Source organism: Arthrobacter sp. J156, from assembly GCF_056172865.1.
The window spans coordinates 1,089,704-1,112,658 of sequence record NZ_CM149650.1 but is presented as its reverse complement, the minus strand read 5'-3'; the positions used below and the strand labels follow the sequence as shown (position 1 = coordinate 1,112,658).

The window sequence follows — 22,955 nt, the reverse complement described above, 5'->3', positions numbered from 1 at the left end:
TGGCCGTTCATCGACCCCTTCCGTTAGGTGTAGTTCAGTGCGTATTTTGTCAGCCGTGGTGGCGCTCCTGCTGGGTGCCGCCGCCCTCCTCGTCGGCATCGGCCAGAAGACCTTCTGGGCGCCGCCGGAAATCGCGACAGCGACCCTCTCCGCCCCGTTGCAGGACGCTCCGCTGACGGTCATCGAGCCCGCGGTCGGCGAGGTCCACGCCGATGCGGTGGACATCACCATCGAGTCGAGCGGCGAGTTCACCGCGGCGCTGGGCCGCAGCGGCGACGTCGAGGCGTGGGTGGGGGACGCGCGGCACAACGTCGTCTCCGGCGTGGACGCCGAGGAATGGATCCTCAACGCCGAGTACGTCGACGGAGAGGCCGAGGTCCCGAATCCCGCCGGCTCCGATCTCTGGGTCGCCACTGAAACGGCCGACGGCCAGCTGGTCCACCGCTGGACCGAGCCCGCGGAGGGCGACTGGTCCCTCCTGCTGTCCGCCGACGGCACGGAGCCCGCACCGGCGACCATCACCGTCACGTGGCCGAACGACGCGAGCACGCCCTTCGCCGTGCCGGCGATCATCGCCGGGGCCCTGCTGATCGTGCTCGGGCTGGCGCTGGCCGTCCGCGCCGGCCGGGGCGGACGCGGTCGGGGTGGCCCGGCCCGGGCCACCGCGCCGACCGGTCAGGGCGGGGCCCCGCAGCGGGCCGGGGCTGCAACGACGGCCCAGACCGAACGCACCTCCGCCGCCGCCCCCGCACGGCCCGTGCGCCGCCTCGCCGCCGTCGCGGCCGCCGCGCTGATGGCGCTGCTGCCGGCCGCGCCGGCCTCCGCCACGCCGAGCCCCTCGGAAGCGGCCTCCGAGAGCGCCCCCGCCTCGGAAGGCGCCGATCCATCCGAGCCGACGGACGGCGACGCCTCGCCGGAGGGAACCACCCCCGCCGATCCGGGGAGCGAACCGGCCGTCCCTGCCGTGCTCCTGGAGACGCAGCTCGAGCGCATCCTCGAGTCCGTGGAGGGAGCCGCCGCGACCGGGGACAAGTCCCAGGACTCCAAGGACCTCTCGGGACGCTTCGCGGGCCGGGCGCTGGAGCTGCGGAAGACCAACTACGAGCACCGCTCCGACGGGGTGGACATTGCGGCGCCGGTCCCGGTGGCGGCCGGCCCCGTCCTCTCGGCGGCGGTCACGACGAGCACGGATTGGCCGCGCACGGTCACGGTCGTCACGCAGGGCCAGGACGCCACGGTCCCGCAGGTGCTGACCCTGCGGCAGGAGTCGCCGCGCGAGAACTACAAGGTCGTCTCCGCCGTGTCCATGCTCCCGGGGTCGGAGTTCCCGGGCATCGCCGTGGGCGATCCGTCCATCGCGACCCTTCCCCTGGACGCCGCCGGCCTCGTCATGACCCCGGCCCAGACGGCCGACAGGATCGCCAGGGTCCTGGACAATGCGGAGAACCAGCACGCGCCCTCGTTCGCCAAGAGCGTCTTCATCGACGCAACGCACCTGGCGCAGACCGAGGTGGCCGAGGACAACGACGATGCCCGGATCACGTACGCCCGCAGCGTCGACCGGGACTCGATCACGGCTTCCTCCACTCCCGACGGCGGGGCGATCGTCAGCGTCTACGTCACGAGCACGATGACCGCCGAGCCCAAGGAGGACGGCGGCACGGTGTCGCTGGACGAGGCCAGCGCCAAGCTCGCCGGTGCCTCCAGCACCAAGGACCAGGCCGTGATCACGTATGGTGAGTCGCTGGTGATGTACGTGCCGGCGGAGGGCAGCGACGAGCAGGTCCGGCTCATCGGCGGCGACGTCGTCCAGCTGGGCGCCGAGGTCGGCAGCTGACCGCGGCCCGTTTCGACGAGAACACCCCACGGTAGAGAGAGGTCCTTCCGCATGAGCACCACCCCCGAGCCCGCCGCCGCGTCGAGCCGAGGCGCCGTCGACTTGTCGGCGTTCGCCGGACAGCCCTCCGCCCCCGGCGGCGCGCCAGGAGGCGGCTGGACCCGCGCCGTCGGCCAGGCCGACTTCCAGGACGTCGTCCAGCTGTCCTCCGAGGTTCCCGTCGTCGTGTCGATCGGCAGCAGCGCCTCGCCCGCCTCGGGCGAGCTCGATGCCCTCCTGGGACGGATCGTGGACGGCTACGGCGGTCGACTGGTCCTCGCGACCGTCGACGCCTCCCGCGAGGCCGCCATCGTCCAGGCCTTCCGTGTCCAGCAGGTCCCGGCCGTCGTCGCACTCGTCAAGGGCCAGCCCGTGCCGATGTTCCAGGGGGCGCTGCCCGAGGCCCAGCTCCGCGAGCTCTTCGACGAGCTCCTCCAGCTCGGCGCGCAGCACGGGGCCGCCGGAACCGTGCCGCCGTTCGGCGCCCCGGCCGAGGAGGCGCCGTTGCCCCCGGCCCACCAGGAGGCCCTCGACAAGATCGACGCGGGCGACTACGCGGGGGCCGCGGCGGCCTACCGCAAGGCCCTGGCCGAGAAGCCGAACGACGCCGAGGCGGCCACGGGGCTGGCCAACGTCGAGCTGCTCGAGCGCACGAGCGTCATGGACGCCTCCGCCGTGCGGGCGGCCGGAGCCGAGGCGCCCGGGGACGTCGACGCGCAGCTGGCCGTCGCGGACCTCGATCTCGTCGGCGGCCACGTCGAGGACGCGTTCAACCGCCTGCTCTCCGCCGTCGGGCGGACCGCGGGCGAGGAGCGCGATCGGGTGCGCGCTCGGCTCGTCGAGCACTTCGGGATCGTCGGCGCCCAGGATCCGCGTGTGGGCGCGGCGCGGCAGAAGCTCGCGCGCCTGCTCTTCTAGCTCCGCCGGTCCCGCGGATCCACGGGACCGGCGGCGTAGTCCTTCCGGTGGACGTCCGCGGTTCGTCCGTCGGGATGATGACCGTCGGATCCCGGCGCTGCTAGGTTCGAGGCATGACCCAGGAACAGAGCACCTCCGCCGCGCCGGCGCTGGCGATCCGCGGACTCGGCAAGCGCTTCGGCGACAAGACGGCCGTCAACGGCATCAGCCTGGACGTCCCCTCCGGTTCCTTCTACGGACTCGTCGGCCCGAACGGGGCGGGCAAGACGACGGCGCTGTCCATGGCCACCGGACTGCTGCGTCCCGACGCGGGCCAGGTCTGGATCCACGGCGTCGACATCTGGGCCGACACGCTCAAGGCGAAGTCCCTCCTCGGCGTGCTGGCGGACGGCGTGCGCCTCTTCGACCGGCTCAGCGGCCGCCAGCTCGTCACCTACGCCGGGCTGCTGCGGGGCATGGACGCGGCCACCGTGGAACAGCGCACGGAGGACCTCCTGCGCGTGCTCGACCTCGAGGAGGCCTCCGCCAAGCTCGTGGTCGACTACTCCGCCGGCATGACCAAGAAGATCGCGCTGGCCACGGCCCTGATCCATTCGCCCCGCGTCCTGGTCCTGGACGAGCCCTTCGAGGCCGTCGACCCCGTCTCGGCGGCCAATATCCGCGACATCCTCGCCGACTACGTCGCCCACGGCGGCACCGTGGTCGTCTCGAGCCACGTCATGGACCTCGTGCAGCGGATGTGTTCGCACGTCGCGGTGATCGCCCAGGGCAACCTGCTCGCCTCGGGCACCGTCGACGAGGTCCGGGCCGGCTCGAGCCTCGAGGACCGCTTCGTCGAGCTCGTCGGCGGCCGCGCCGACCGGGAGGGGCTCTCGTGGTTGCACAGCTCCTGAAGCTCAAGGCGCGCCTCTTCGCCAACGGGCTGAGGCGCAGCCCGTGGCAACTCGTCGGCGTCGTCATCGGCGCCCTCTACGGCCTGTTCATCGCCGTCATGCTGCTCATCGGCCTCGCCTTCCTGGGCGGGCAGGATCCAGAGCTCATCGGCACGGTCCTGGTCCTCGGGGTCTCCCTCGCCGTCCTCGGCTGGGCCCTGATCCCCGTGCTCCTCACGGGCGTCGACCTGACCCTCGATCCCGCACGTTTCACGACCTTCACGATCCCGCCGCGGCAGCTCGTGGCCGGACTGCTCCTGAGCGGGCTCATCGGGACGCCCGGAGCCATCACGCTCATCCTGCTCGCGGGGCAGGGGCTCGCCTGGCGGCTGCACCCCGGGGCGGCCGCGGCCGCGGTGCTCTGCGGCATCCTCGCCACCCTGCTCTGCATGGCGCTGGCGCGCCTCACCACCACCGCCGCCACCGCCCTCACCGCCAACCGCCGCTTCCGCGAGATCTCCGTCGTCCTCCTGATGGTCCCGCTGCTGCTCCTCGGGCCCATCATCGACCGCGTCAGCGACGGCTTCGAGAGCGCCCTGGACTGGCTGCCGGCCATCACCGGCGTCCTCGGCTGGACGCCCCTCGGCTCCTTCGCGGCCGTCCCCTCGGACCTGGCCGCCGGGCAGCCCGCGCTCGCGGCCGCGCGCTTCGCCGTCTCGCTCGCCTACCTCGCCGTCATCGTGTGGGGCTGGAAGGTCCTGCTGCTGCGGGCCATGGAGTCTCCGGCCCAGTCCACCGGCGGCGGCCAGGCGGCCAAGGGCCCCGGTGCCTTCCGCCTCTTCCCGGCGACGCCCTGGGGCGCGGTCGCCGCGCGCTGCCTGACCTATTGGCTCAAGGACCCGCGCTACGCGGTCAGCGTCGTTATGGTGCCGCTGATCCCGTTCCTGCTCTGGTACTGGTCGGCGCAGTCCGGGGACTTCACGGCGCTCTTCTTCGCGGCGCCGATCATCGCTGTCCTCATGGGCTTCAGCATCTCCGCGGACATCTCGTACGACAGCACGGCGTTCGCGCTGCACGTCGCCACGGGCCTGAAGGGCCTCGACGACCGGCTGGGCCGGGTGCTCGCCTGCGCCGTCGTCGCGCTCCCCGTCGTCCTGCTCTCCGCGGTGGTCCCCGCCCTGCTGCTGGACCGCGCGGAGATCCTCCCCGCCGTCCTCGGGATGGCGCTCGGCGGACTCCTGACGGCCTTCGGGGTCTCCTCGATCGCCTCGGCCCGCTTCACCTACGGCGTGCCGCAGCCCGGCGACAGCCCCTTCAAGACCCCGCCCGGCAACGGCGTGAGGATGGCCGTCGTGCAGCTGGCCATCTTCGCCGTCATGGGCGTGCTCCTTCTGCCCGAGATCGGCTTGATGATCGCCTACCTCGTTACCGGGCAGGCCCTGTACGGCTGGCTCGCCCTGGCGGCCGGGCTCGTCCTGGGCGCCGTGTTCCTGGGCATCGGACTGCGCGTCGGCGGGCGCTGGTGGGAGGCGAGGCTGCCCGAGCTCATGCAGGCCACGGTCGCCAACAAGTAGCGTGGTGATCCGGCGGGCGCGCCCCGCCGTCTTGGTAGACTGGGGTCCATGAGCAGCCTGCCCCCGGATCCCTTCGAGAACGATCCGCGCGACCCCGGAACCGGTGGCGGAACCGCCACGATCGAGCGCGAGCAGCTGCGCGAACACGTCGAACCCGGCGATGCCGAGCGCTTCGCGCACTACGTCCGCAAGGAAAAGATCATGGAGTCGGCCTTGACCGGCGAGCCCGTGATCGCGTTGTGCGGCAAGGTCTGGGTCCCGGGTCGCGACCCGCAGAAGTTCCCGGTCTGCCCCGACTGCAAGGCGATCTACGAGGGCTTCGGCGCCGGCGGGGACGACGGCGGCAAGTAGCCGCAGCGCCGGGCCCGCCCCGTTTCCCCGGTGACGCCGGGCCGCCCCGGGCGGAACCGCACCCGCGCGCCCACTCCGCCATCCGACGTCGTACCCCTGAAGGAGCCGATCCGTGGACGAAGCCCTGTTCCACGTGGGCGAAAGCATGCCGCCCGCGTACCCCGAACGGGCGGCATGGGGCACCGCGCCCAAGCTGCGCCATTGGCAGCAGGAGGCGCTCGAGCTCTACATCGAGAGGGCTCCCCGGGACTTCCTCGCGGTGGCGACGCCGGGCGCCGGCAAGACGACCTTCGCGCTGCGCATCGCTGCGATGCTCGTGGACGCCGGCACGGTCAACCGCATCACGGTCGTCGCGCCGACCGACCACCTCAAGCGGCAGTGGGCCGACGCCGCGGCGAGGATCGGCCTCTCGATCGACCCCAACTTCAAGAACGCCGACGGGCGCCACGGCGCGGGCTTCATCGGGGTCGCCGTGACGTACGCGCAGGTCGCGAGCAAGCCGCTCCTGCACCGGGCCAAGACCGAGGCCGCCCGCACGCTCGTGATCCTGGACGAGATCCACCACGGAGGCGACGCCCTGAGCTGGGGCGACGGAATCCGCGAGGCCTTCGAGCCCGCGACGCGGCGCCTGGCGCTCACCGGTACGCCGTTCCGCTCCGACACCGCCGCGATCCCGTTCGTCGAGTACGCCGAGGACCGCGAGGGCATCCGGCGCTCCAAGGCGGACTACACCTACGGATACGGCAACGCCCTCAAGGATCACGTCGTCCGCCCCGTGCTGTTCATGGCCTACTCGGGGCAGATGCGCTGGCGGACGTCGGCGGGCGAGGAAATGGAGGCCCAGCTCGGCGCGGGCTTCACCAAGGACATCACCGCCCACGCGTGGCGGACGGCGCTCGACCCGCAGGGCGAGTGGATCCCCGCCGTGCTCGCCGCCGCGGACCGGCGGCTGACCGAGGTGCGGCGCACGGTGCCCGACGCCGGCGGGCTCGTGATCGCGACCGACCACGACGATGCCCGGGCCTACGCCGCGCAGCTCGCCCGCATCACGGGGGAGAAGGTCACGACGATCCTCTCCGACGACGCGAAGGCCTCCTCGAAGATCGAGGCGTTCTCCACCGGCGGCGACCGCTGGATGGTCGCCGTGCGCATGGTCTCCGAGGGCGTCGACGTGCCCCGGCTCGCGGTCGGCGTGTACGCCACCTCGACGTCGACCCCGCTCTTCTTCGCCCAAGCCGTCGGCCGGTTCGTCCGCTCGCGCAAGCGCGGCGAGGTGGCCTCCGTCTTCCTGCCCTCGGTCCCGGTCCTCATGGAACTCGCCAACCAGATGGAGCTCGAGCGCGACCATGCCCTGGACCGCCCCGAGCAGCACGTGGACGATCCGGAGTTCATCCCGGAAGAGGCGATGATGGACGAGGCCAACCGCGAGGAGAAGGCCTCCGATTCCCTCACCCAGCAGAAGTTCGAAGCGCTCCAGTCGCAGGCCTCCTTCGACCGGGTCCTGTTCGACGGGGGCGAGTTCGGCACGGGCGGACTCGTCGGCTCGGAGGAGGAGCAGGACTTCCTCGGCATCCCGGGGCTGCTCGACGCCGAGCAGGTCGGCACGCTGCTGCGGCAGCGCCAGCAGGAGCAGGTCACGCGGCGGGGCCGCAAGGCCGCCGTGCAGGGCGCGCACGAGGAGCCCGGGGTCGTGGACCACCGCCAGCTCATGGACCTGCGCAACCAGCTCGCGAAGAACGTCTCCGCCTGGTCGGCGCGGACCGGGACGCCGCACGGTGTCATCCACACCAAGCTGCGCGAGGTCTGCGGCGGGCCAGCGGTGGCCCAGGCGAGCGCCGAGCAGCTGACGCAGCGGCTCGGGAAGCTGCAGGACTGGTTCGTCGGGCGCCGCTGAGCGGTATCAGCCCCGCGGCGTCGGCACCCCGTCGAGGACCTCGATGCCCGCGCCGCGCAACTCGGCCGCGACGGCTTCGATCCCCTCGGGGTGGACCGCCGCGGTCAGCGGCATGACGACGCGGACGGCGAAGCCCGCGGTCGCGGCGTCGAGGGCCGTGGCGCGGACGCAGAAGTCGGTCGCGATCCCCACGACGTCCACCGCGGCGATCCCCGCCGCGCGCAGCCAGTCGCCCAGCAGTGGACCGCCGGCACCCGCCTCGTCCGTCCCGGGCGCGCCGGCGGCGGCCAGCCGGCCCTCGAACCCCGAATAGGCGGCCTCGAAGCGGCCCTTGCGGAAGAACGCGTCGATCGCGCCCCGGACGACGGCGGGGCCCAGCCCCGGGTGGGGATCGGCGCCCGGGGTGCCCGCGACGCAGTGGACGGGCCAGCTGTCGCGGAAGTCGGGCGTGGCCGAGAAGTGGGATCCCGGGTCGATGTGCCAGTCCTGGGTCGCGGCCACGGCGTCGTAGCCGCCGCGGTTCTGCGCGAGGAAGGCCTCGATCCGTTCCGCGACGGCTGCCCCGCCCGCGACGGCGAGCGATCCGCCCTCGCAGAAGTCGTTCTGCACGTCGACGACGACGAGCGCGCGACGCGCCGGACCCTCCGCGTGCTGCCCTGGGCCGGCCGCCCCGCCGCTCCCGTGTCCCCGCGTGTCCATGGGCTCCTCCTAGACCTCGTCGATGAAGCGCGTCGGGATGACGGGCTCGCCGCGCTGGAGCCGCCGGGCCACGCCGGGCAGCTCCTGGACCGAATCGTGGTGCCGCAGCGCCGCGCGGCGGACGCCCTCGGCGCCCGTCCACCCCTCGTGGAGCTCACCGCCCGTGACGAAGCGGCACAGCAGATCGCGGTCGTTGGCGTCGGCGTCCGGCCGTTCCCCGATGCCGACGAGCTCGGCCGTCGCCCGGCCGCGCTCGTTGAGCCGGCGCACGGCGCTCTTGCGGCCGCCGACGCTGGCCTTGTTCTCGGCGGCCTTGGCGACGTCGACGTACTCGCCCGCGTCGTTGGTCCGGCTGACGAGCTTGTAGACCATGGAGGCGGTGGGCGCCCCGGAGCCGGTCACGAGCGCCGTGCCGACCCCGTAGGCGTCGACGGGGGCGGACTGCAGGGCGGCGATCGCGTATTCGTCCAGGTCGGAGGTGACCATGATCCGGGTGCGGTCGTTGCCGAGGTCGTCGAGCAGCCGGCGCACCCAGCGCGCCTGCTCCACGAGGTCCCCGGAGTCGAGCCGCACGGCGCCCAGCTCCGGCCCCGCGACGTCGACGGCCGTGCGGACGCCCTGTTCGACGTCGTACGTGTCCACGAGCAGCGAGGTGCCCCGGCCGAGCGCGGCGACCTGCGCCTCGAAGGCGGCCCGCTCCGAGTCGTGCAGGAGCGTGAACGAGTGCGCCGCGGTCCCGACCGTCTTGAGCCCGTAGCGGTGGCCGGCCTCGAGGTTGGACGTGCTGTCGAAGCCGGCGATCACGGCGGCGCGGGCGGCGGCGACGGCCGACTCCTCCTGCGTACGCCGGGAGCCCATCTCGATGCAGGGGCGGTTCCCGGCCGCGGCGACCATGCGCGACGCCGCGGAGGCGATCGCGGAGTCGTGGTTGAGCACGGAGAGGATGAAGGTCTCCAGGACGCACGCCTCCGCGAACGTCGACTCGACCGTGAGGATCGGCGAGTTGGGGAAGTAGAGCTCGCCCTCGGCGTAGCCGTAGATGTCGCCCGTGAAGCGGAAGCCCTCGAGGTACTCGAGCGTCGCCTCGTCGACGACGCGCGTGGAGCGCAGGAAGTCGATCTGCTCCGCGCCGAAGCGGAAGTGCTCGAGCCCCTCCAGGATGCGCCCGGTGCCCGCGACGACGCCGTAGCGGCGGCCGTCCGGCAGGCGGCGGGCGAAGGCCTCGAACACCGAGCGCCGGTGCGCCGCGCCGGAGCGGAGGGCCGCCTGGAGCATCGTGAGCTCGTAGTGGTCGGTGAAGAGCGAGGTCGGCTGCTGCCACATGGGCGTATCTCCTGGGGACGGCTGGCGTGGCCCTCGACGGGCCGTTCAGCGACCACTCTAGTTCCCCGCACCCGCCGTAGAATGGGTGACATGCCCCTGATGACAGCCCCCACCGACGTGCTCCCGCGCGAGGAGACCGAGCAGCTGAGGGACCTCGCCGTCCCGTACGTGCTGATCGTCTGGAACGACCCGGTGAACCTCATGAGCTACGTCAGCTACGTGTTCCGCAGCCACTTCGGCTACAGCAAGGCCAAGGCCGACGCACTGATGCTCGAGGTCCACGAGCAGGGCCGGTCCGTGGTCGCCTCCGGCCCCCTGGAGAAGATCGAGTCCGACGTCGCGGCGATGCACGCGTTCGGCCTCTGGGCCACGTTCACCCGCGCGGACGGGGCCTGACGCGTGGCGAAGGCCTTCAAGAACACGCCCCGGGGCCTCAGCTGCCACCTCGAGAAGGCGGAACGCGAGCTGCTGCGCGGCCTCTTCAACGACGTCGTGACGATCCTCGAACCGGACCAGCCCGCGGCCGGCGCGGACACCGACCCCCTGTGGGCCCTGACCGGGATGGACCCGGCGGCCCATGCCGTCCCGGCCGCCGCGCCGCGGGACGGGGCCGAGCTGCGGTTGCTCCCGGACGCGATCAGGGACGACGACGGGGCCGCCCTCGAGTTCCGCCGCCTCACCGAGCGGGGGCTGCGGGAGACCAAGACCGCCGCCCTGCGCGGCGCGGCGCTCGCGCTCGAGTCGCCGACCGTCGTCCTGGACGAGGCGGCGGCCGTCCGCTTCGCGGCGGCGCTGAACGACGTCCGGCTCGTGCTGGCCCAGCGCCTCGGCGTCGAGACGGAGGAGGACGCCGAACGGGTCCACGCGGTGGAGGACTGGAGCGCCGCCGAGACGGTGGACGAGTACCTGGCGCTCGTCTACAACTTCACCACGTGGCTGCAGGAATCGCTCATGCAGGCGCTCGCCGACACCCTGTGAGCCGTGCCACACCCCGCCCGCGGCCGCTGCCGGCCGCGGGCGCAGGCAGTATCCTCTGTAGATCATGACCGACGAACCCCGCATCAGACCGGCCGGGCCGCAGGCATCGGCGCCCCTGGGCATCTTCGACTCCGGCGTCGGAGGCCTGACGGTCTCGCGCGCCGTCATCGACCAGCTGCCGAACGAGTCCACCCTGTACGTGGGGGACACCGCGAACAGCCCGTACGGGCCGCTGCCCATCGCCGAGGTGCGGGCCAACGCGCTCGGCGTCATGGACGAGCTCGTGGACTCCGGGGTCAAGCTCCTCGTCATCGCGTGCAACTCGGCCTCCTCTGCCGTGCTGCGCGATGCCCGGGAGCGCTACACCCACCGCTACGGGATCCCCGTCGTCGAGGTCATCCAGCCCGCCGTGCGCCGGGCCGTCTCGGCGACGCGCAACGGCAGGATCGGGGTGATCGGCACGCAGGCCACCGTCGGCTCGCGCGCCTACGAGGACGCGTTCGCCGCGGCTCCCCACTTGCGGATCCACTCGGCCGCCTGCCCGCGCTTCGTGGAGTTCGTCGAGCGGGGCGTCACGACGGGGGAGGAGCTCCTGGCGACCGCGGAGGAGTACCTCGCCCCGCTCAAGGAGGCCGGCGTCGACACGCTGGTCCTGGGGTGCACGCACTATCCCCTCCTGACGGGCGTATTGTCCTATGTCATGGGGGACAACGTCACGCTCGTCTCGAGCGCCGAGGAGACCGCCAAGGACGTCTATGCGGCGCTCATGCGCCACGGCCTGTCACGGCCTGGCGGCACGGCCCCGAGCCACCACTTCGTCGCGACGGGGGACGCGGCCTCCTTCGAGGTCCTGGCCCGCCGCTTCCTGGGGCCCGAGGTGCTCGGCGTCGAGCACGTCGACCACGTGGCGGCGCGCTACCCGACGGGGTCGATCGCCCGGATCACCCCCGAGATGATCGAGCGGGCCGCCGCCCGCGGGGGGATCGGATGAAGCTCACGATCGTCGGCTGCACGGGCTCGTTCCCGGGCCCCGGGTCCCCGGCCTCCTGCTACCTCGTCACGGCCCACGACGGCCAGCGCCCGTGGCGGGTCCTCCTGGACCTCGGCAGCGGCTCGCTCGGCGTGCTGCAGCGCTACATGGACCTGAGGGACATCGACGCGGTCTTCCTCTCCCACCTCCACCCGGACCACTGCATGGACCTCTGCGGCCTGCACGTCGCCGTCCACTGGGACCCCGCGGGCTGGGGCCGCGAGCGGATCACGGTGTGGGGGCCGGAAGCCACGGCGGACCGGATGGCGACCGCGTACGGGCTCGAACTCGACCCGGGCATGCACGAGGACTTCGACTTCCGCCACTGGACGGCCCGCGAGCCCGTGCGGCTCGGGCCGTTCACGATCACGGCCCACGAGGCGCGCCACCCCGTGGACGAGGCCTACGCCATCCGGGTGGAGGCCTCCGAACCGCTCTCCGACGGCACGGTACGGACCTCGGTCCTGGCCTACTCGGGCGACACGGACACGTGCGAGGGGCTTGTCGAGGCGGCCCGCGACGCCGATATGTTCCTGTGCGAGGCGGCCTTCGAGGAGGGCCGCGACGACGCGATCGACGGCGTGCACCTCACCGGGCGCCGGGCGGGCCTGATGGCCACGGAGGCCGGGGCGCGCCGCCTGCTGCTGACCCACGTCCCGGTGTGGACGAGCGTGAACACGGTCGTCGACGAGGCCCGGGAGACGTACGACGGCGGACTGGCCGTCGCGGTCTCGGGCGTCACCTACGGCGTCTGGTCCGGCGACCGGCTCGCCGAGCCGAAGGCCGGCCCGAAGGCCGGCGACCCGCTCCACCGCTAGCGCCCGCCGTGAAAGACTGGGGGCATGACTGAATCCCCCCAGGACACCACCACCATCGTGCGCGCCGACGGCCGCACGCCCGGACAGCTGCGGCCCATCACCATCACGCGCGGCTGGTCCCAGCAGGCCGAGGGATCGGCCCTGATCGAGTTCGGCAACACGCGCGTCCTGTGCACCGCCTCCTTCACCGCCGGAGTGCCGCGCTGGCTCAAGGGCGAGGGCCGCGGCTGGGTCACGGCCGAATACGCCATGCTGCCCCGCGCCACGAACACCCGTTCCGACCGCGAGTCCGTCAAGGGCCGGATCGGCGGGCGCACGCACGAGATCTCCCGCCTCATCGGCCGCTCGCTGCGTTCGATCATCGACACCTCCGCCCTCGGCGAGAACACCATCGTGCTGGACTGCGACGTCCTCCAGGCCGACGGCGGCACGCGCACGGCGGCCATCACGGGCGCCTACGTCGCGCTCGCGGACGCGGTGTCCTGGGCCCGCTCGGAGAAGCTCGTCCCGGCCAAGGCACAGGTCCTCAAGGACTCCGTGGCCGCGGTGAGCGTCGGAATCATCGACGGCGTCCCGATGCTGGACCTGCCCTATGTGGAGGACGTGCGCGCCGAGACGGACATGAACGTCGTCGTCACGGGCGACGGGCGGTTCATCGAGGTCCAGGGCACCGCCGAGGGCGCGCCGTTCGACCGGGACGAGCTGGACCGCCTGCTCGACCTCGCCCTGGCGGGGACCTCGGAGCTCGCCCTCATCCAGCGCGAGGCGCTCGGGGATCGCGCATGAGCGCCGCCCCCGGGGCGCCGGGGGGCCCCGTCGTCGTCCTCGCGACCCACAACCAGGGCAAGCTGAGGGAGCTGCGGGAGCTCCTGCGCGGCCAGGTTCCCGGGCTCGACGTCGAGACCCAGGTCGTCGACGCCGCGGCGGTCGGCGGCCCGGACGTCGCCGAGACCGGCACGACGTTCGCCGAGAACGCGCTGCTCAAGGCCCGGGCCGTGGCCGAGGCCACGGGGCTCGTGGCCCTCGCCGACGATTCCGGCCTGGCGGTCGACGTGCTCGGCGGAGCGCCCGGCATCTTCTCCGCGCGCTGGGCCGGCCGGCACGGGGACGACGCCGCGAACCTCGGACTCCTCCTCGCCCAGCTCGCCGACATCGACGCGCCGCACCGCGGGGCGGCCTTCGTCTGCGCGGCAGCCCTCGCCGTGCCCGGCGGCGGCGACGCCGTCGAGATCGGCCGGCTCGAGGGGAGCCTGCTGACCGAGCCGCGCGGGGACGGCGGATTCGGCTACGACCCGATCCTGCTGCCCGCCGGGCTGGACCGCAGCTGCGCCGAGCTCACGGCGGCCGAGAAGAACGCCATCAGCCACCGCGGACAGGCCTTCCGCGCGCTGCTGCCCGCCGTCGTCGGGGCGCTCGAGGCCCGCCCCTGAGCCCCCGGGCCGGGCGGGCCGCCACCCGCCCGGCCCGCCACGCGGAGGTGAGGACTTCGCCACACGGCCGGCGGCGCTGGGCGGCAGGGGCGGGGAACTAGGGCACACTGGTAGGTGATGAACCTCCTTGCCCCCACCGCCGCCACAGCCGCGCCCGCCGCGCCGTCCTCGGGAAGCTGGCTCAGCGACCTCGCCGACTGGTCCGTCCACCTCATGGAGGTCATCGGGGCGCCGGGCGCCGGACTCGCGATCGCGCTCGAGAACCTCTTCCCGCCGCTGCCGTCCGAGCTGATCCTGCCCATGGCGGGGTTCACGGCGAGCCGGGGCTCGTTCACGCTCTTCGAGGCGCTGCTGTGGACCACGCTCGGCTCCGTCGTCGGGGCGGTCGCCCTCTACTGGGTGGGACGCGCGCTGGGGCGGAACCGGACGCGCTGGCTCTTCGGCCGGCTCCCGCTCGTGAACCTCGAGGACGTCGACAAGGTGGAGGCGTGGTTCGACCGGCACGGTCCCCAGGCCGTCTTCTTCGGGCGCATGATCCCCATCTTCCGCAGCCTGATCTCGATCCCGGCCGGCGTCACGTCCATGGCGCAGTGGAAGTTCATCGCGCTCACCACGGCCGGCAGCCTCATCTGGAACACGATCTTCGTCATGGCCGGCTTCTACCTCGGCGAGCAGTGGCACGTCGTGGAGCAGTACGCGTCCGTCTTCCAGCGGATCGTCATCGTCGTCGTCGCGCTGCTCGTGCTCGCGTGGATCGTGGCCAGGCTGCGCCGACGGCGGTCGGCGACGCCCGCGTCCGGCCCGGACGACGTGCTCTGAGCGGATCCCCATGTCCTACGATTTCACGTCCATCGACTTCGAGACCGCCAACGGCTTCCGCGGCTCCGCCTGCAGCGTCGGCCTGAGCAAGGTGCGCGCCGGGAGGATCGTCGAGGAGGCCTCCTGGCTCATGCGGCCGCCCGAGGGCTATGACCACTTCGATCCGCGCAACGTCCAGATCCACGGCATCACGGCGGACCGGGTCGCGAGTGCGCCGCGGTTCGGGGAGCTCTTCGGCGACATCGCGGACTTCATCGGCTCCGACGTGCTCGTCGCCCACAACGCGGCCTTCGACGTCGGCGTCATCCGCTCCGCGCTCGAGGTCTCCCGGCTCCCGGGACCGGCCTTCGACTACGCGTGCACCGTGATCCTCTCGCGCCGCAGCTACCAGCTGCCGTCCTACTCGCTGCCCTTCGTGGCCGAGGCCGCGGGGGTCCCGCTGCGCCACCACCACGACGCCGTGGAGGACGCCCGCGCGTGCGCCGGGATCATGATCGACATCGGGCGGATCCACGGCGCCCCGGACGTCCCCGTCCTGCTCGACGGCGTCTCCGCCGGTTCCGGCCGCTCGCCCGCCTACACGCCGGGGGACCCGGTCTCCAAGGCCACGGCGGACGCCCTGAACTGGCGCGCCGCCGGCGGCGCCGTCCCGCAGCAGCCGGACTGGGCGGTGTGGCCGCAGGAAGGCGCCAACCCGCCCGCCAATCCCGCAGCCGATCCCGCTCATCCGCTGTTCCGCCAGACGGTGGTCTTCACCGGCAACCTGGGGATCAGCCGGCCCGAGGCGAAGAACCGGGCCGCCCAGGCCGGGGCGACGACGGCGAGCCGTGTCACGCGCTCCACGAGCGTGCTGGTCGTGGGCGACGGCTTCACGGCCGCGGACCTGCGCGGCGGGCGCCTCACGTCCAAGGCGCGCCACGTGCTCCGGCTCCAAGAGGCCGGGCAGCGGATCGAGGTGCTCTCCGAAGGCGAGTTCCTGCAGATGGTCGGCGGGTCCTGGCCGAGCGGACGCTGAGCCCGGCGGACGCCGGGATGTCCTCGCGCCGGGCCGGGTGGCCGCCGGGCCCGACGACGGCGAGCGGGGACGGGATGGGCGCGCCGTGGCGCGCCGTGCCGGACTAGGAGAACACGAGGCGCGACCAGCGCCGGGCCCACTCGCGCAGGGCCGCGGCCACGGGCAGCCGCGCTTCCCATCCGTCCGGGAGCGCGGCCGTGCCGAGGGCGCCGCCGAGCAGCATCCGGGCCATCGCCGTCGTCCCCGGGTCCGTCTCGCCGCGCGCGCACGCTTCCCGGACGGCGTCCCACGCGCCCACGGCGCCCCGTCCGGCGTCGAACGCGGAGCATCCCGCGGCGGCGGCCGCGCGGGCCTCGTGCAGCGCGTCGTGGGCCGGGCCGGCGCCCGCCTCGGCGGAGGCGGCCGCCGGGTCCAGGCCGGATTCCAGCGCGCCCGGACCTCCCGTCAGGGCCCGGGCGAGCAGTTCCGCGGCGGAGGCCGCGGCGGCCGCCGCGGAGGGCGAGCCGTGCGTCAGGCGGCTCGCGTCCGCGGCGAAGCGCGCCGCCGTCGAGGGCGTGACGTGGGGCAGGAAGGCGCTGACGGCCGCCGGCGCCAGGACGGCGGGGGAGTCCGCGGACGCGTCGTGCGGCCGTGCGGCCGTGCCCATGGCCTCGTGGCCGAGCCCCGCTGTCAGGGACTCGGACGCCGGACCGATGCGGACCGGGGTGCCCTCGAGCAGGGCGTCGATCCAGCGGGGCCGCGGTTCCGGGGCCCCGTCCGGGAACGCGCCCGTGGCGAGGCGGTACCAGCGCAGTCCGGCGAGCCACAGGCAGGCGGCCTCGTCGCTCGCGACGCCGTCGTGCGCCCACTCGAGGGCCTCGAGCAGCCCGTCGGCGAAGTACAGGGGCAGCAGTCCCGCTGCGTCGGGAACGGGGGAGAAGGCCTGCGCGGCCAGGGCCGCGATCGCGCGGTCCATGAAGAGGGCGGGATCGGACACGGGGCGGGGATCAGCGGAGGCGGTCACCCGGACAGTCTAGTGAGGAGCGGCCGAGGCCGAAGCGTCGGGGCCCGACAGTAGGGTGGCTCCATGCGATTCCTCCACACCTCCGATTGGCACCTCGGGCGTTCCTTCCACGGCGCCGGGATGCTCGATGCCCAGGCCGCGTTCATCGACGAGCTCGTCGCCACGGTGCGGGAGCGGCGCATCGACGTCGTGCTCATCGCGGGCGACGTCTACGACCGCGCGCTGCCCGGGGTCGACGTCGTGCGGCTCTTCGACGACGCCCTCGTCCGCCTGCGCGCGGCCGGGGCCGAGGTCGTGCTGAGCAGCGGCAACCACGACTCCGCGACGCGTCTGGGCTTCGGCGGACGGCTCCTGGGATCGGCCGGGATCCACGTGCGGACGCGACTCGAGGAGCTGGACCGTCCCGTGGAGTTCGACGCCGGCGACCACCGGGTCGCCGTCTATGCGCTGCCGTACCTGGAACCGCGGATGACGGCGGACGCCCTGGGGGTCGAGGCGCCCGGCCACGGCCCCGTCGTGGCGGCGGCCGTCGGGCGGATCCGGGACGACGTCGAGGCACGTGGCGCCGGCACCCTACCGCTGCGCACCATCGTCATGGCCCACGTGTTCGCCGCGGGCGGCAGCGGCAGCGACAGCGAACGGGAGCTGAGCGTGGGCGGGCTCGAGATCGTCCCCGTGGACGTCTTCGAGGGATTCGACTACTTGGCCCTGGGCCACCTACACGGCCGCCAGACCCTGCGCCCCGGCGTGCGCTACAGCGGGTCGCCGCTGCCGTACTCCTTCTCCGAGGCGGCCCACGTCAAGGGCTCGTTCATCGTCGAGACCAGCGCCGACGGGATCGACGTCGAGGAGGTCGAGTGGTCGCGCCCGCGTCCGCTCGCGGTGCTCAGGGGCCGGCTCGAGGAGCTCCTCGCCGACGAGGCGCTGGCGTGGGCGGAGCCCGCGTACTGCCAGGTGACGCTCACGGACGCGGACCGCCCGGCGCAGGCCATGCAGCGCCTGCGCGAGCGGTTCCCCGAGACCCTCGTGCTCGCCTTCGAGCCGGAAGGCCGCCGGGAGGAACGCGGGCGCAGCTACGGGGAGCGGATCGCGGCGGCGGCCTCGACGCTCGAGGTCTGCAGCGGATTCGTCGACCACGTGCGCCAGCGGCCGCCGTCGGAGCTGGAGACGGAGGTCCTCGCGGCCGCGCTGGCGGACGCGGCGAGCCGGGAGGTCTCCGCATGAGGATCCACCGCTTGCGCCTGAGCGCCTTCGGTCCCTTCGCCGGCACGGAGGACGTCGACGTCGACGCGCTGTCCGCGGACGGGCTGTTCCTCCTGAACGGGGAGACGGGCGCGGGCAAGACGAGCGTCCTGGACGCGATCTGCTTCGCGCTCTACGCGGGGCTGCCGGGCGCACGCGAGGGAACGACGCGCCTGCGCAGCGACCATGCCGAGCCGGGCGCCGTTCCGGAAGTCGTCCTGGAGTTCTCCTCCGGCGGACGCCGCTTCGAGGTCACGCGGTCCCCGGCCTGGGAACGCCCGAAGGCGCGGGGCACGGGCACCACGCGGCAACAGGCCCAGAGCCGGCTGCGCGAGCTCGTTCACGGGGCATGGGTGGAGAAGTCCACGCGCAACGACGAAGTGGCCTCGGAGATCCTCGCGGTGCTCGGACTCGGCAAGGAGCAGTTCACGCGCGTCGCGATGCTGCCCCAGGGCGAGTTCGCGGCCTTCCTCCGGTCCAAGGACCGGGACCGCGAGGCGCTCTTGAAGAAGCTCTTCGACACGAGCGGCTACGCGGGGGTCGAAGAGGCGCTCGCGCAGCGGACGGCGGCACTGCGCGAACGGGCCGCCGGCGCCGAGGCGCAGCGCCGTGCCGCGCTGGATCAGCTGCGCGCCGATGCGGCCGACGCGGTCGATGGATGGGATCCGGACACGGACGACGCCGGCCTCGTCGAGGCTTTCGAGGCCGGCCTCGAGGCGGCCCGGGGGCGTGTCGACGTCCGGCTCGACGCGGCGTCGACGGCGCACGCCGCAGCCATCGCCGACGCGGAGGAACTGACCCGCGCTGCCCGGGACCATGGACAGCTCGTCGCGTGGGAGCGCCGCCACGCGGCGCTCGAGGCCTCCACCTCCCAGGCCGATGCCGCCGGGCGGCATCTCGCCGCGCACGCGGAGGCCGCCGCCGCGCAACCGGCGCGCCGGGCCGCGGAACGCGCCGCCGCGGAGCACCGGGACGCCGTCCGGACCGCGGAATCGGCCACCCGGGCCGTGGACGAGGACGGACTCGCCCCGGGCTACCACGACGCCGCCGAGTCGATGGAGGGCGCGCGTTCGCTCGCCGCCGCAGAGCTCGCGGTGGCCCGGGCGGCCCGGCCCCAGGAAGACGAGCTCGCCGCGACGCTCGAGCGGATCGCCGCGGCCGGCCGTGTCGTCGAGGCGGCCGAGGAGCGCCGCGCCGCCTCCGAGCGCGAGGCCGCCGCGCTCGAGGACACGCTGCCGGAGCTGCGGTCCGCGCGGGACGCCGGGGCCGAAGCGGCGGGGCGCGTCGAGGGGCTGCGCTCGGCCGAACGGGCGGCGCGGTCCACGGCCGAGGCGGCGGAGGAACTCGAACGCCAGCTCCCGGTGCTGCGGGCGGCCGAAGAGGCGTGGATCAGGGCCGAGGACGCCCGGTTGACGGCGCAGGGCCGGGCCGTCGAGCTCGGACGGCGCCGCTTGGCCCAGGCCGCGGCATCGCTCGCCCTCGGGCTCGAGGATGGATCGCCCTGCCCTGTCTGCGGCGCACCGGAGCACCCGCGGCCCGCGGCCGCCCCCGACGGATCGCTGGTCCAGGAGGCGGACCACGAGGCGGCCGTGGCGGAGGCCGAGCGCCTGGCCGTCGTCTCCAGCGGGGCACGCGACCGGCGGGACGAGGCCGCCCGACGTGCAGACCGCCTGCGGGGCGCGCTCGGGGAACGCGGTCACGACGAAGCCGTCGAGGAGCTCGCGGCTGCCCAGGCGGCGCTCGCCGCGGCCGAGGGCGCCGTCGAGGGCCACCGGGCCGCCGAGGCGGCCGTGGTCGCAGCGGAGGCGTCGCTGGCCACGGCCCGCGCGGGGGCCTCGGCCGCCGCGGCGGAGCGGGCCGCCGCCGTGGCCTCGCGCGACGGCCTGGCTGAACAGCGCCTCCGGCTCGAGACGGCGCTGGAGGCGGCCCGCGGAGGACACCCGAGCGTCGCCGAGCGCGTCCGGGCCCTCGACGCGGCGACCGCCGTGCTCTCCCGCGCGGCGGAAGCGCTCGAGGGCCGTGCGCGCGCGGCCCGGGCCCACACCGAGGCGGAGGCGGAGTGGGCGCGGGCCCTCGCGGACCACGGCTTCGACACGGCCGAAGACCAGGCCGGGGCGCTGCTTCCCGAGGCCGAGGCAGCGCGGCAGCGCGAGACCGTCGAGCGGCACCGCGCCGAGCTGCACCGGCTCGAGGAGCTCGGCGCCAGCGAGGAGGTGGCCCGGGCCCGCCGGGCCCGCGCCGCCGGTGTCCAGCCGCCCGACGACGAGGCGCTCGAGGCCGCGGCGGCCCGCAGCGCCGAGGCCCGTCGCGGGCTCGACGAGGCGTTGAGCGCCCAGGCCGTCCTGGCCCAGCAGTCGGCGCGCTTCGCGGTGGCCCGGGACCGCCTGGCCGCGTTGGAGGCCCGGCAGGGACCGCTCCTGGCCGAGTACGATCTCGTCTCCTCGCTGGCCGAGCTGGCCCGGGGCACCGGGGAGAACCGCTTGAAGATGACGCTCAGCACCTACGTCCTCGCCGCCCGGCTCGAGGCGGTCGCCGCGGCGGCCACGGAACGCCTCGACGTGATGAGCAGCGGGCGCTACCGGCTCGTGCACGACGACGGTCCGCGCGGCAACAACAAGTCCGGCCTCGGCCTCCAGGTCGTCGATGCGTGGACCGGGCAGCAGCGCGACACCGCCACGCTCTCCGGCGGGGAGTCGTTCATGGCCTCGCTCGCCCTGGCACTCGGGCTCGCGGACGTCGTCCAGCAGGAGGCCGGCGGCATCGACATGGAGACCCTCTTCGTCGACGAGGGATTCGGCTCCCTCGACGAGGGCGCGCTCGAGCTCGTCATGAACGCGCTCGACGGGCTGCGCCAGGGTGGCCGCGTCGTCGGACTCGTCAGCCACGTCCCGGAGATGAAGCTGCGCATCCCCACGCAGCTGCACGTGCACAAGGGGCGCCGGGGCTCGCGGCTCGAACTCGTCCAGCACGACGTCGCCGATGCGTGAACCGCCCGGTATGATGGTGTGGTTCGCCGCCGTCGCGGCGGAATCCAAGGGTTGGGCGCACCGGGTGGCTGGGACGGTGCGCACGTAGAAGGACCCTGCCCATGACCGCCCGCTCCTCCTTCCGTTCGCTGCGCTCGCTCGCCGGAACGGTCTTCTTCCCCTTGGCCCTCGTCGCCCGCCTGCCGTTGGCGATGCTGACGATCGGCGCGCTCACCCTCGTCACCGCCACGACCGGTTCCTACGCCTCCGGCGGCGTCGCCGCCGGCGCGGTCGGCGTCGGCTCCGCCCTCGGGGCCCCCGCCTTCGGCTACGTGGCCGACCGCGTCGGACAGCGCCCCGTCCTGTTGCCGCTCGCGATCGTCCACGCCGCGGCGGTGGCCGCCCTCATCGCGGCCGCGCTCGGCCTGGCCGCTCCCGCCCTCGTCGCGGCCCTCGCCGTCGCGGCCGGCGCCAGCTGCCCGCAGGTCGGCCCCATGGCCCGCGTCCGCTGGATGGCGCTGACCGCCGAACGCCCCCACGGGCGCAAGGAGCTCGAGACCGCGCTGAGCTACGAGTCCACGGTCGACGAGATCACGTTCGTCCTCGGTCCGGCGCTCGTCGGCCTGCTCGCCGCGGCCATCGCCCCCTGGCTCCCGCTCGCCCTGGCAGCCGGCCTGACGCTCGTGCTGGTGCCGGCGTTCGCCCTGCACCGCACCGCGGCCAGCGTCCGTCCCCACCGGGGCACCGCGGCGGGCCAGTCCGATGCCGCCCGGTCCGCGGCCGCCTGGAACCGCGGGCGGACGCTGCGGGTCGGAACCGCCGTCGCCGGGATGATCGGCATGGGCACGATCTTCGGGAGCCTCTCCGCGGGAGCCGTCGCCTTTGCCGGAGCCCAGGGCGACTCCAATGCCGGAGGGCTGCTCTACGCGGCGCTGGGCCTCACCTCCGCCGCGGCCGCGCTGTCCGTGGCGGTCTGGCCGACGGCCTGGACACAGCACGGCCGGTGGATCGCCTGCGCCGCGCTCCTGCTTCCCGCGACCCTGCTGCTGCAGCTTCCGGACTCCACGCCCGCGATGGTCGCCGCGCTCATGCTCGTGGGCCTGCCCGTGGGCCCCGTCATGGTCGCGATCTTCACGCTCGGCGGCGACGTCGCTCCGCGCGGCCGCCTCGGCACGGTCATGACGCTGCTCGCGAGCGGCATCGTCGTTGGGACCGCGATCGGCAACACGCTCGCCGGGCTGCTCGCCGAGGACCTGGGCCACCACGGCGCGATGGGCGTCGCCTCGGCGGCCGCCGGGTTCCTGCTCCTGTGCGGCGTGGCCATGCGCGTCGGCCGGCCGGGGCGCCGGCGGGCGGCCCGGGCCGAGCACCGCTCCGCGGCGGCGTCGTAGCGGCCCGGGAGCGGCCTCAGTCGCCCGTGACGGCCGCGCCGAGGGCGCGCTCGATCGCCCCGGCCGCGCTCCGCACCCGGGCGCCGAGCGTGTCCTGGTCCTCGGCGTGCGCGGCGGTCGCGTAGACGACGGCGATCGCGGCCGGCAGCTGGCCCGGGGCGGTGATCGGGGCCGCCACGGAGGAGACCCCGTGGATGACCTCGTCGCGGCTCGTCGCGTAGCCGCGCGCCCGCGCGGCCGCGGCCTCCGGCCGGTACGGCTCGCCGGGGGAGCGCTGCGCCCACTCCTGGGCCGTGTGGGCGGACTGGATGGCGATGCCCGGCGCCCCCCGGTCGAAGGGGTGGCGGGAGCCCGGCTGCTGGATGACGCCGCCGGGACCGTGCCGCGGCTCGACCGTGACCAGGGTGATGCAGTCGTGGGGGTCCCAGACCGCCACGAAGGCGCACATGCCCAGGGAATTGGCGAGGTCCGTGAGTTCGGGCAGCGCCGCCGACTGCAGCCCGCGCTGGACGCCGCGGGCGAGCGCGGCCAGGCCGGGTGCCCCCTGGACGCGGCCCGAGTCGTCGCGCATCACGAGGAAGTGGTCCTCGAGCGTGCGCAGGATCCGGTAGGCGATCGAACGGTGCACGCCGAGGCGTCCCGCGAGCTCGGCGATCGTCAGCGGCCCGGCGGCGTCGGCGAGGATCTCCAGTGCGCGCAGGCCGCGCGAGAGCGTCTGGGAGTGGGGCGCCTTGGCGGGCTCGGTGGGCATGCGGT

The 22,955-nt window shown here is 74.2% G+C and carries 21 protein-coding genes; 17 read left to right on the top strand and 4 right to left on the bottom strand.

What is annotated here, in order from left to right; genetic code table 11:
- The first annotated feature begins 37 nt into the window (after window positions 1-37).
- The 6 genes from AC0QR5_RS05120 (at window position 38) to AC0QR5_RS05095 (ending at window position 7,485) form a co-directional block, all read left to right on the top strand.
- The gene (locus tag AC0QR5_RS05120) at window positions 38-1,837 is read left to right on the top strand and encodes a hypothetical protein (protein WP_430970706.1); all 1,800 of its coding nucleotides are present in this window, start codon (window positions 38-40) and stop codon (window positions 1,835-1,837) included.
- 51 nt (window positions 1,838-1,888) lie between these two features.
- Window positions 1,889-2,794 carry a tetratricopeptide repeat protein gene (locus tag AC0QR5_RS05115; RefSeq protein ID WP_329860978.1) on the top strand — a complete coding sequence of 302 codons (906 nt, stop codon included), beginning with the start codon at window positions 1,889-1,891 and terminating at the stop codon, window positions 2,792-2,794.
- Window positions 2,795-2,907: 113 nt separating this feature from the next.
- On the top strand, window positions 2,908-3,687 hold the full coding sequence (locus AC0QR5_RS05110) for an ABC transporter ATP-binding protein (RefSeq protein WP_329860977.1): 780 nt from the start codon (window positions 2,908-2,910) through the stop codon (window positions 3,685-3,687).
- The gene (locus AC0QR5_RS05105; RefSeq protein ID WP_329860976.1) at window positions 3,669-5,240 is read left to right on the top strand and encodes a transporter; all 1,572 of its coding nucleotides are present in this window, start codon (window positions 3,669-3,671) and stop codon (window positions 5,238-5,240) included. The genes AC0QR5_RS05110 and AC0QR5_RS05105 overlap by 19 nt, the downstream gene beginning before the upstream one ends.
- Window positions 5,241-5,288: 48 nt before the next feature.
- On the top strand, window positions 5,289-5,591 hold the full coding sequence (locus tag AC0QR5_RS05100; protein ID WP_430632849.1) for a DUF3039 domain-containing protein: 303 nt from the start codon (window positions 5,289-5,291) through the stop codon (window positions 5,589-5,591).
- A gap of 112 nt (window positions 5,592-5,703) precedes the next feature.
- Complete coding sequence (locus AC0QR5_RS05095; protein WP_329860974.1) at window positions 5,704-7,485, top strand: DEAD/DEAH box helicase; 1,782 nt, start codon at window positions 5,704-5,706, stop codon at window positions 7,483-7,485.
- A gap of 6 nt (window positions 7,486-7,491) precedes the next feature.
- On the opposite strand, the gene AC0QR5_RS05090 is transcribed toward AC0QR5_RS05095, so the two are convergent.
- Both AC0QR5_RS05090 and AC0QR5_RS05085 read right to left on the bottom strand, forming a co-directional pair.
- On the bottom strand, window positions 7,492-8,184 hold the full coding sequence (locus AC0QR5_RS05090) for an isochorismatase family protein (RefSeq protein ID WP_329860972.1): 693 nt from the start codon (window positions 8,182-8,184) through the stop codon (window positions 7,492-7,494).
- A gap of 9 nt (window positions 8,185-8,193) precedes the next feature.
- Window positions 8,194-9,507 (bottom strand): nicotinate phosphoribosyltransferase, encoded by a 1,314-nt coding sequence (locus AC0QR5_RS05085; RefSeq protein WP_329860971.1) that lies wholly within the window; start codon window positions 9,505-9,507, stop codon window positions 8,194-8,196.
- A gap of 99 nt (window positions 9,508-9,606) precedes the next feature.
- On the opposite strand from AC0QR5_RS05085, the gene clpS reads away from it, so the two are divergent.
- The 8 genes from clpS to AC0QR5_RS05045 all read left to right on the top strand — a co-directional run bounded on the left by clpS (window position 9,607) and on the right by AC0QR5_RS05045 (window position 15,597).
- Window positions 9,607-9,903 carry an ATP-dependent Clp protease adapter ClpS gene (clpS, locus tag AC0QR5_RS05080; protein WP_329861029.1) on the top strand — a complete coding sequence of 99 codons (297 nt, stop codon included), beginning with the start codon at window positions 9,607-9,609 and terminating at the stop codon, window positions 9,901-9,903.
- A 3-nt stretch (window positions 9,904-9,906) separates the two neighbouring features.
- A complete protein-coding gene (locus AC0QR5_RS05075; RefSeq protein WP_329860969.1) occupies window positions 9,907-10,485 on the top strand; it encodes a DUF2017 family protein in 579 nt (192 codons plus the stop codon).
- Window positions 10,486-10,549: 64 nt separating this feature from the next.
- Window positions 10,550-11,476: a glutamate racemase gene (gene murI, locus AC0QR5_RS05070; RefSeq protein ID WP_329860968.1), complete on the top strand. Its 927-nt coding sequence runs from the start codon at window positions 10,550-10,552 to the stop codon at window positions 11,474-11,476.
- Window positions 11,473-12,333, top strand: a complete 861-nt coding sequence (locus AC0QR5_RS05065) for an MBL fold metallo-hydrolase (protein ID WP_329860967.1) — start codon at window positions 11,473-11,475, stop codon at window positions 12,331-12,333. Before murI ends, AC0QR5_RS05065 begins: the two co-directional genes overlap by 4 nt.
- 24 nt (window positions 12,334-12,357) lie before the next feature.
- Window positions 12,358-13,119: a ribonuclease PH gene (gene rph / locus AC0QR5_RS05060; RefSeq protein ID WP_329860965.1), complete on the top strand. Its 762-nt coding sequence runs from the start codon at window positions 12,358-12,360 to the stop codon at window positions 13,117-13,119.
- Window positions 13,116-13,763, top strand: coding sequence for an RdgB/HAM1 family non-canonical purine NTP pyrophosphatase (gene rdgB, locus AC0QR5_RS05055; RefSeq protein ID WP_430970707.1), 648 nt, complete (start codon window positions 13,116-13,118; stop codon window positions 13,761-13,763). Before rph ends, rdgB begins: the two co-directional genes overlap by 4 nt.
- Before the next feature lie 117 nt (window positions 13,764-13,880).
- Window positions 13,881-14,582: a DedA family protein gene (locus tag AC0QR5_RS05050; RefSeq protein WP_329860963.1), complete on the top strand. Its 702-nt coding sequence runs from the start codon at window positions 13,881-13,883 to the stop codon at window positions 14,580-14,582.
- 10 nt (window positions 14,583-14,592) lie between these two features.
- Window positions 14,593-15,597 carry a 3'-5' exonuclease gene (locus tag AC0QR5_RS05045; protein ID WP_329860962.1) on the top strand — a complete coding sequence of 335 codons (1,005 nt, stop codon included), beginning with the start codon at window positions 14,593-14,595 and terminating at the stop codon, window positions 15,595-15,597.
- A 103-nt stretch (window positions 15,598-15,700) separates the two neighbouring features.
- On the opposite strand, the gene AC0QR5_RS05040 is transcribed toward AC0QR5_RS05045, so the two are convergent.
- Window positions 15,701-16,600, bottom strand: a complete 900-nt coding sequence (locus AC0QR5_RS05040; RefSeq protein WP_329860961.1) for an ADP-ribosylglycohydrolase family protein — start codon at window positions 16,598-16,600, stop codon at window positions 15,701-15,703.
- A 63-nt stretch (window positions 16,601-16,663) separates the two neighbouring features.
- Here AC0QR5_RS05040 and AC0QR5_RS05035 point away from each other — a divergent pair, with 63 nt between their 5' ends.
- The 3 genes from AC0QR5_RS05035 to AC0QR5_RS05025 all read left to right on the top strand — a co-directional run bounded on the left by AC0QR5_RS05035 (window position 16,664) and on the right by AC0QR5_RS05025 (window position 22,199).
- Complete coding sequence (locus AC0QR5_RS05035; RefSeq protein ID WP_329860960.1) at window positions 16,664-17,824, top strand: exonuclease SbcCD subunit D; 1,161 nt, start codon at window positions 16,664-16,666, stop codon at window positions 17,822-17,824.
- Complete coding sequence (locus tag AC0QR5_RS05030) at window positions 17,821-20,829, top strand: SMC family ATPase (protein ID WP_329860958.1); 3,009 nt, start codon at window positions 17,821-17,823, stop codon at window positions 20,827-20,829. Before AC0QR5_RS05035 ends, AC0QR5_RS05030 begins: the two co-directional genes overlap by 4 nt.
- A 101-nt stretch (window positions 20,830-20,930) precedes the next feature.
- Window positions 20,931-22,199, top strand: coding sequence for an MFS transporter (locus AC0QR5_RS05025; RefSeq protein ID WP_329860957.1), 1,269 nt, complete (start codon window positions 20,931-20,933; stop codon window positions 22,197-22,199).
- A gap of 16 nt (window positions 22,200-22,215) precedes the next feature.
- Here the strand turns inward: AC0QR5_RS05025 and AC0QR5_RS05020 are convergent, their stop codons facing one another.
- On the bottom strand, window positions 22,216-22,950 hold the full coding sequence (locus tag AC0QR5_RS05020) for an IclR family transcriptional regulator (RefSeq protein ID WP_329860955.1): 735 nt from the start codon (window positions 22,948-22,950) through the stop codon (window positions 22,216-22,218).
- Window positions 22,951-22,955: the final 5 nt, after the last annotated feature.

Excerpts from the sequence above, each read along its gene's own strand:
- AC0QR5_RS05115 (WP_329860978.1), top strand. The coding sequence starts at position 1,889 with ATGAGCACCACCCCCGAGCCCGCCGCCGCGTCGAGCCGAGGCGCCGTC.
- AC0QR5_RS05110 (WP_329860977.1), top strand. The coding sequence starts at position 2,908 with ATGACCCAGGAACAGAGCACCTCCGCCGCGCCGGCGCTGGCGATCCGC.
- AC0QR5_RS05100 (WP_430632849.1), top strand. The coding sequence starts at position 5,289 with ATGAGCAGCCTGCCCCCGGATCCCTTCGAGAACGATCCGCGCGACCCC.
- AC0QR5_RS05090 (WP_329860972.1), bottom strand. The coding sequence starts at position 8,184 with ATGGACACGCGGGGACACGGGAGCGGCGGGGCGGCCGGCCCAGGGCAG.
- AC0QR5_RS05085 (WP_329860971.1), bottom strand. The coding sequence starts at position 9,507 with ATGTGGCAGCAGCCGACCTCGCTCTTCACCGACCACTACGAGCTCACG.
- clpS (WP_329861029.1), top strand. The coding sequence starts at position 9,607 with ATGACAGCCCCCACCGACGTGCTCCCGCGCGAGGAGACCGAGCAGCTG.
- murI (WP_329860968.1), top strand. The coding sequence starts at position 10,550 with ATGACCGACGAACCCCGCATCAGACCGGCCGGGCCGCAGGCATCGGCG.
- AC0QR5_RS05065 (WP_329860967.1), top strand. The coding sequence starts at position 11,473 with ATGAAGCTCACGATCGTCGGCTGCACGGGCTCGTTCCCGGGCCCCGGG.
- rph (WP_329860965.1), top strand. The coding sequence starts at position 12,358 with ATGACTGAATCCCCCCAGGACACCACCACCATCGTGCGCGCCGACGGC.
- rdgB (WP_430970707.1), top strand. The coding sequence starts at position 13,116 with ATGAGCGCCGCCCCCGGGGCGCCGGGGGGCCCCGTCGTCGTCCTCGCG.
- AC0QR5_RS05050 (WP_329860963.1), top strand. The coding sequence starts at position 13,881 with ATGAACCTCCTTGCCCCCACCGCCGCCACAGCCGCGCCCGCCGCGCCG.
- AC0QR5_RS05045 (WP_329860962.1), top strand. The coding sequence starts at position 14,593 with ATGTCCTACGATTTCACGTCCATCGACTTCGAGACCGCCAACGGCTTC.
- AC0QR5_RS05035 (WP_329860960.1), top strand. The coding sequence starts at position 16,664 with ATGCGATTCCTCCACACCTCCGATTGGCACCTCGGGCGTTCCTTCCAC.
- AC0QR5_RS05030 (WP_329860958.1), top strand. The coding sequence starts at position 17,821 with ATGAGGATCCACCGCTTGCGCCTGAGCGCCTTCGGTCCCTTCGCCGGC.
- AC0QR5_RS05025 (WP_329860957.1), top strand. The coding sequence starts at position 20,931 with ATGACCGCCCGCTCCTCCTTCCGTTCGCTGCGCTCGCTCGCCGGAACG.
- AC0QR5_RS05020 (WP_329860955.1), bottom strand. The coding sequence starts at position 22,950 with ATGCCCACCGAGCCCGCCAAGGCGCCCCACTCCCAGACGCTCTCGCGC.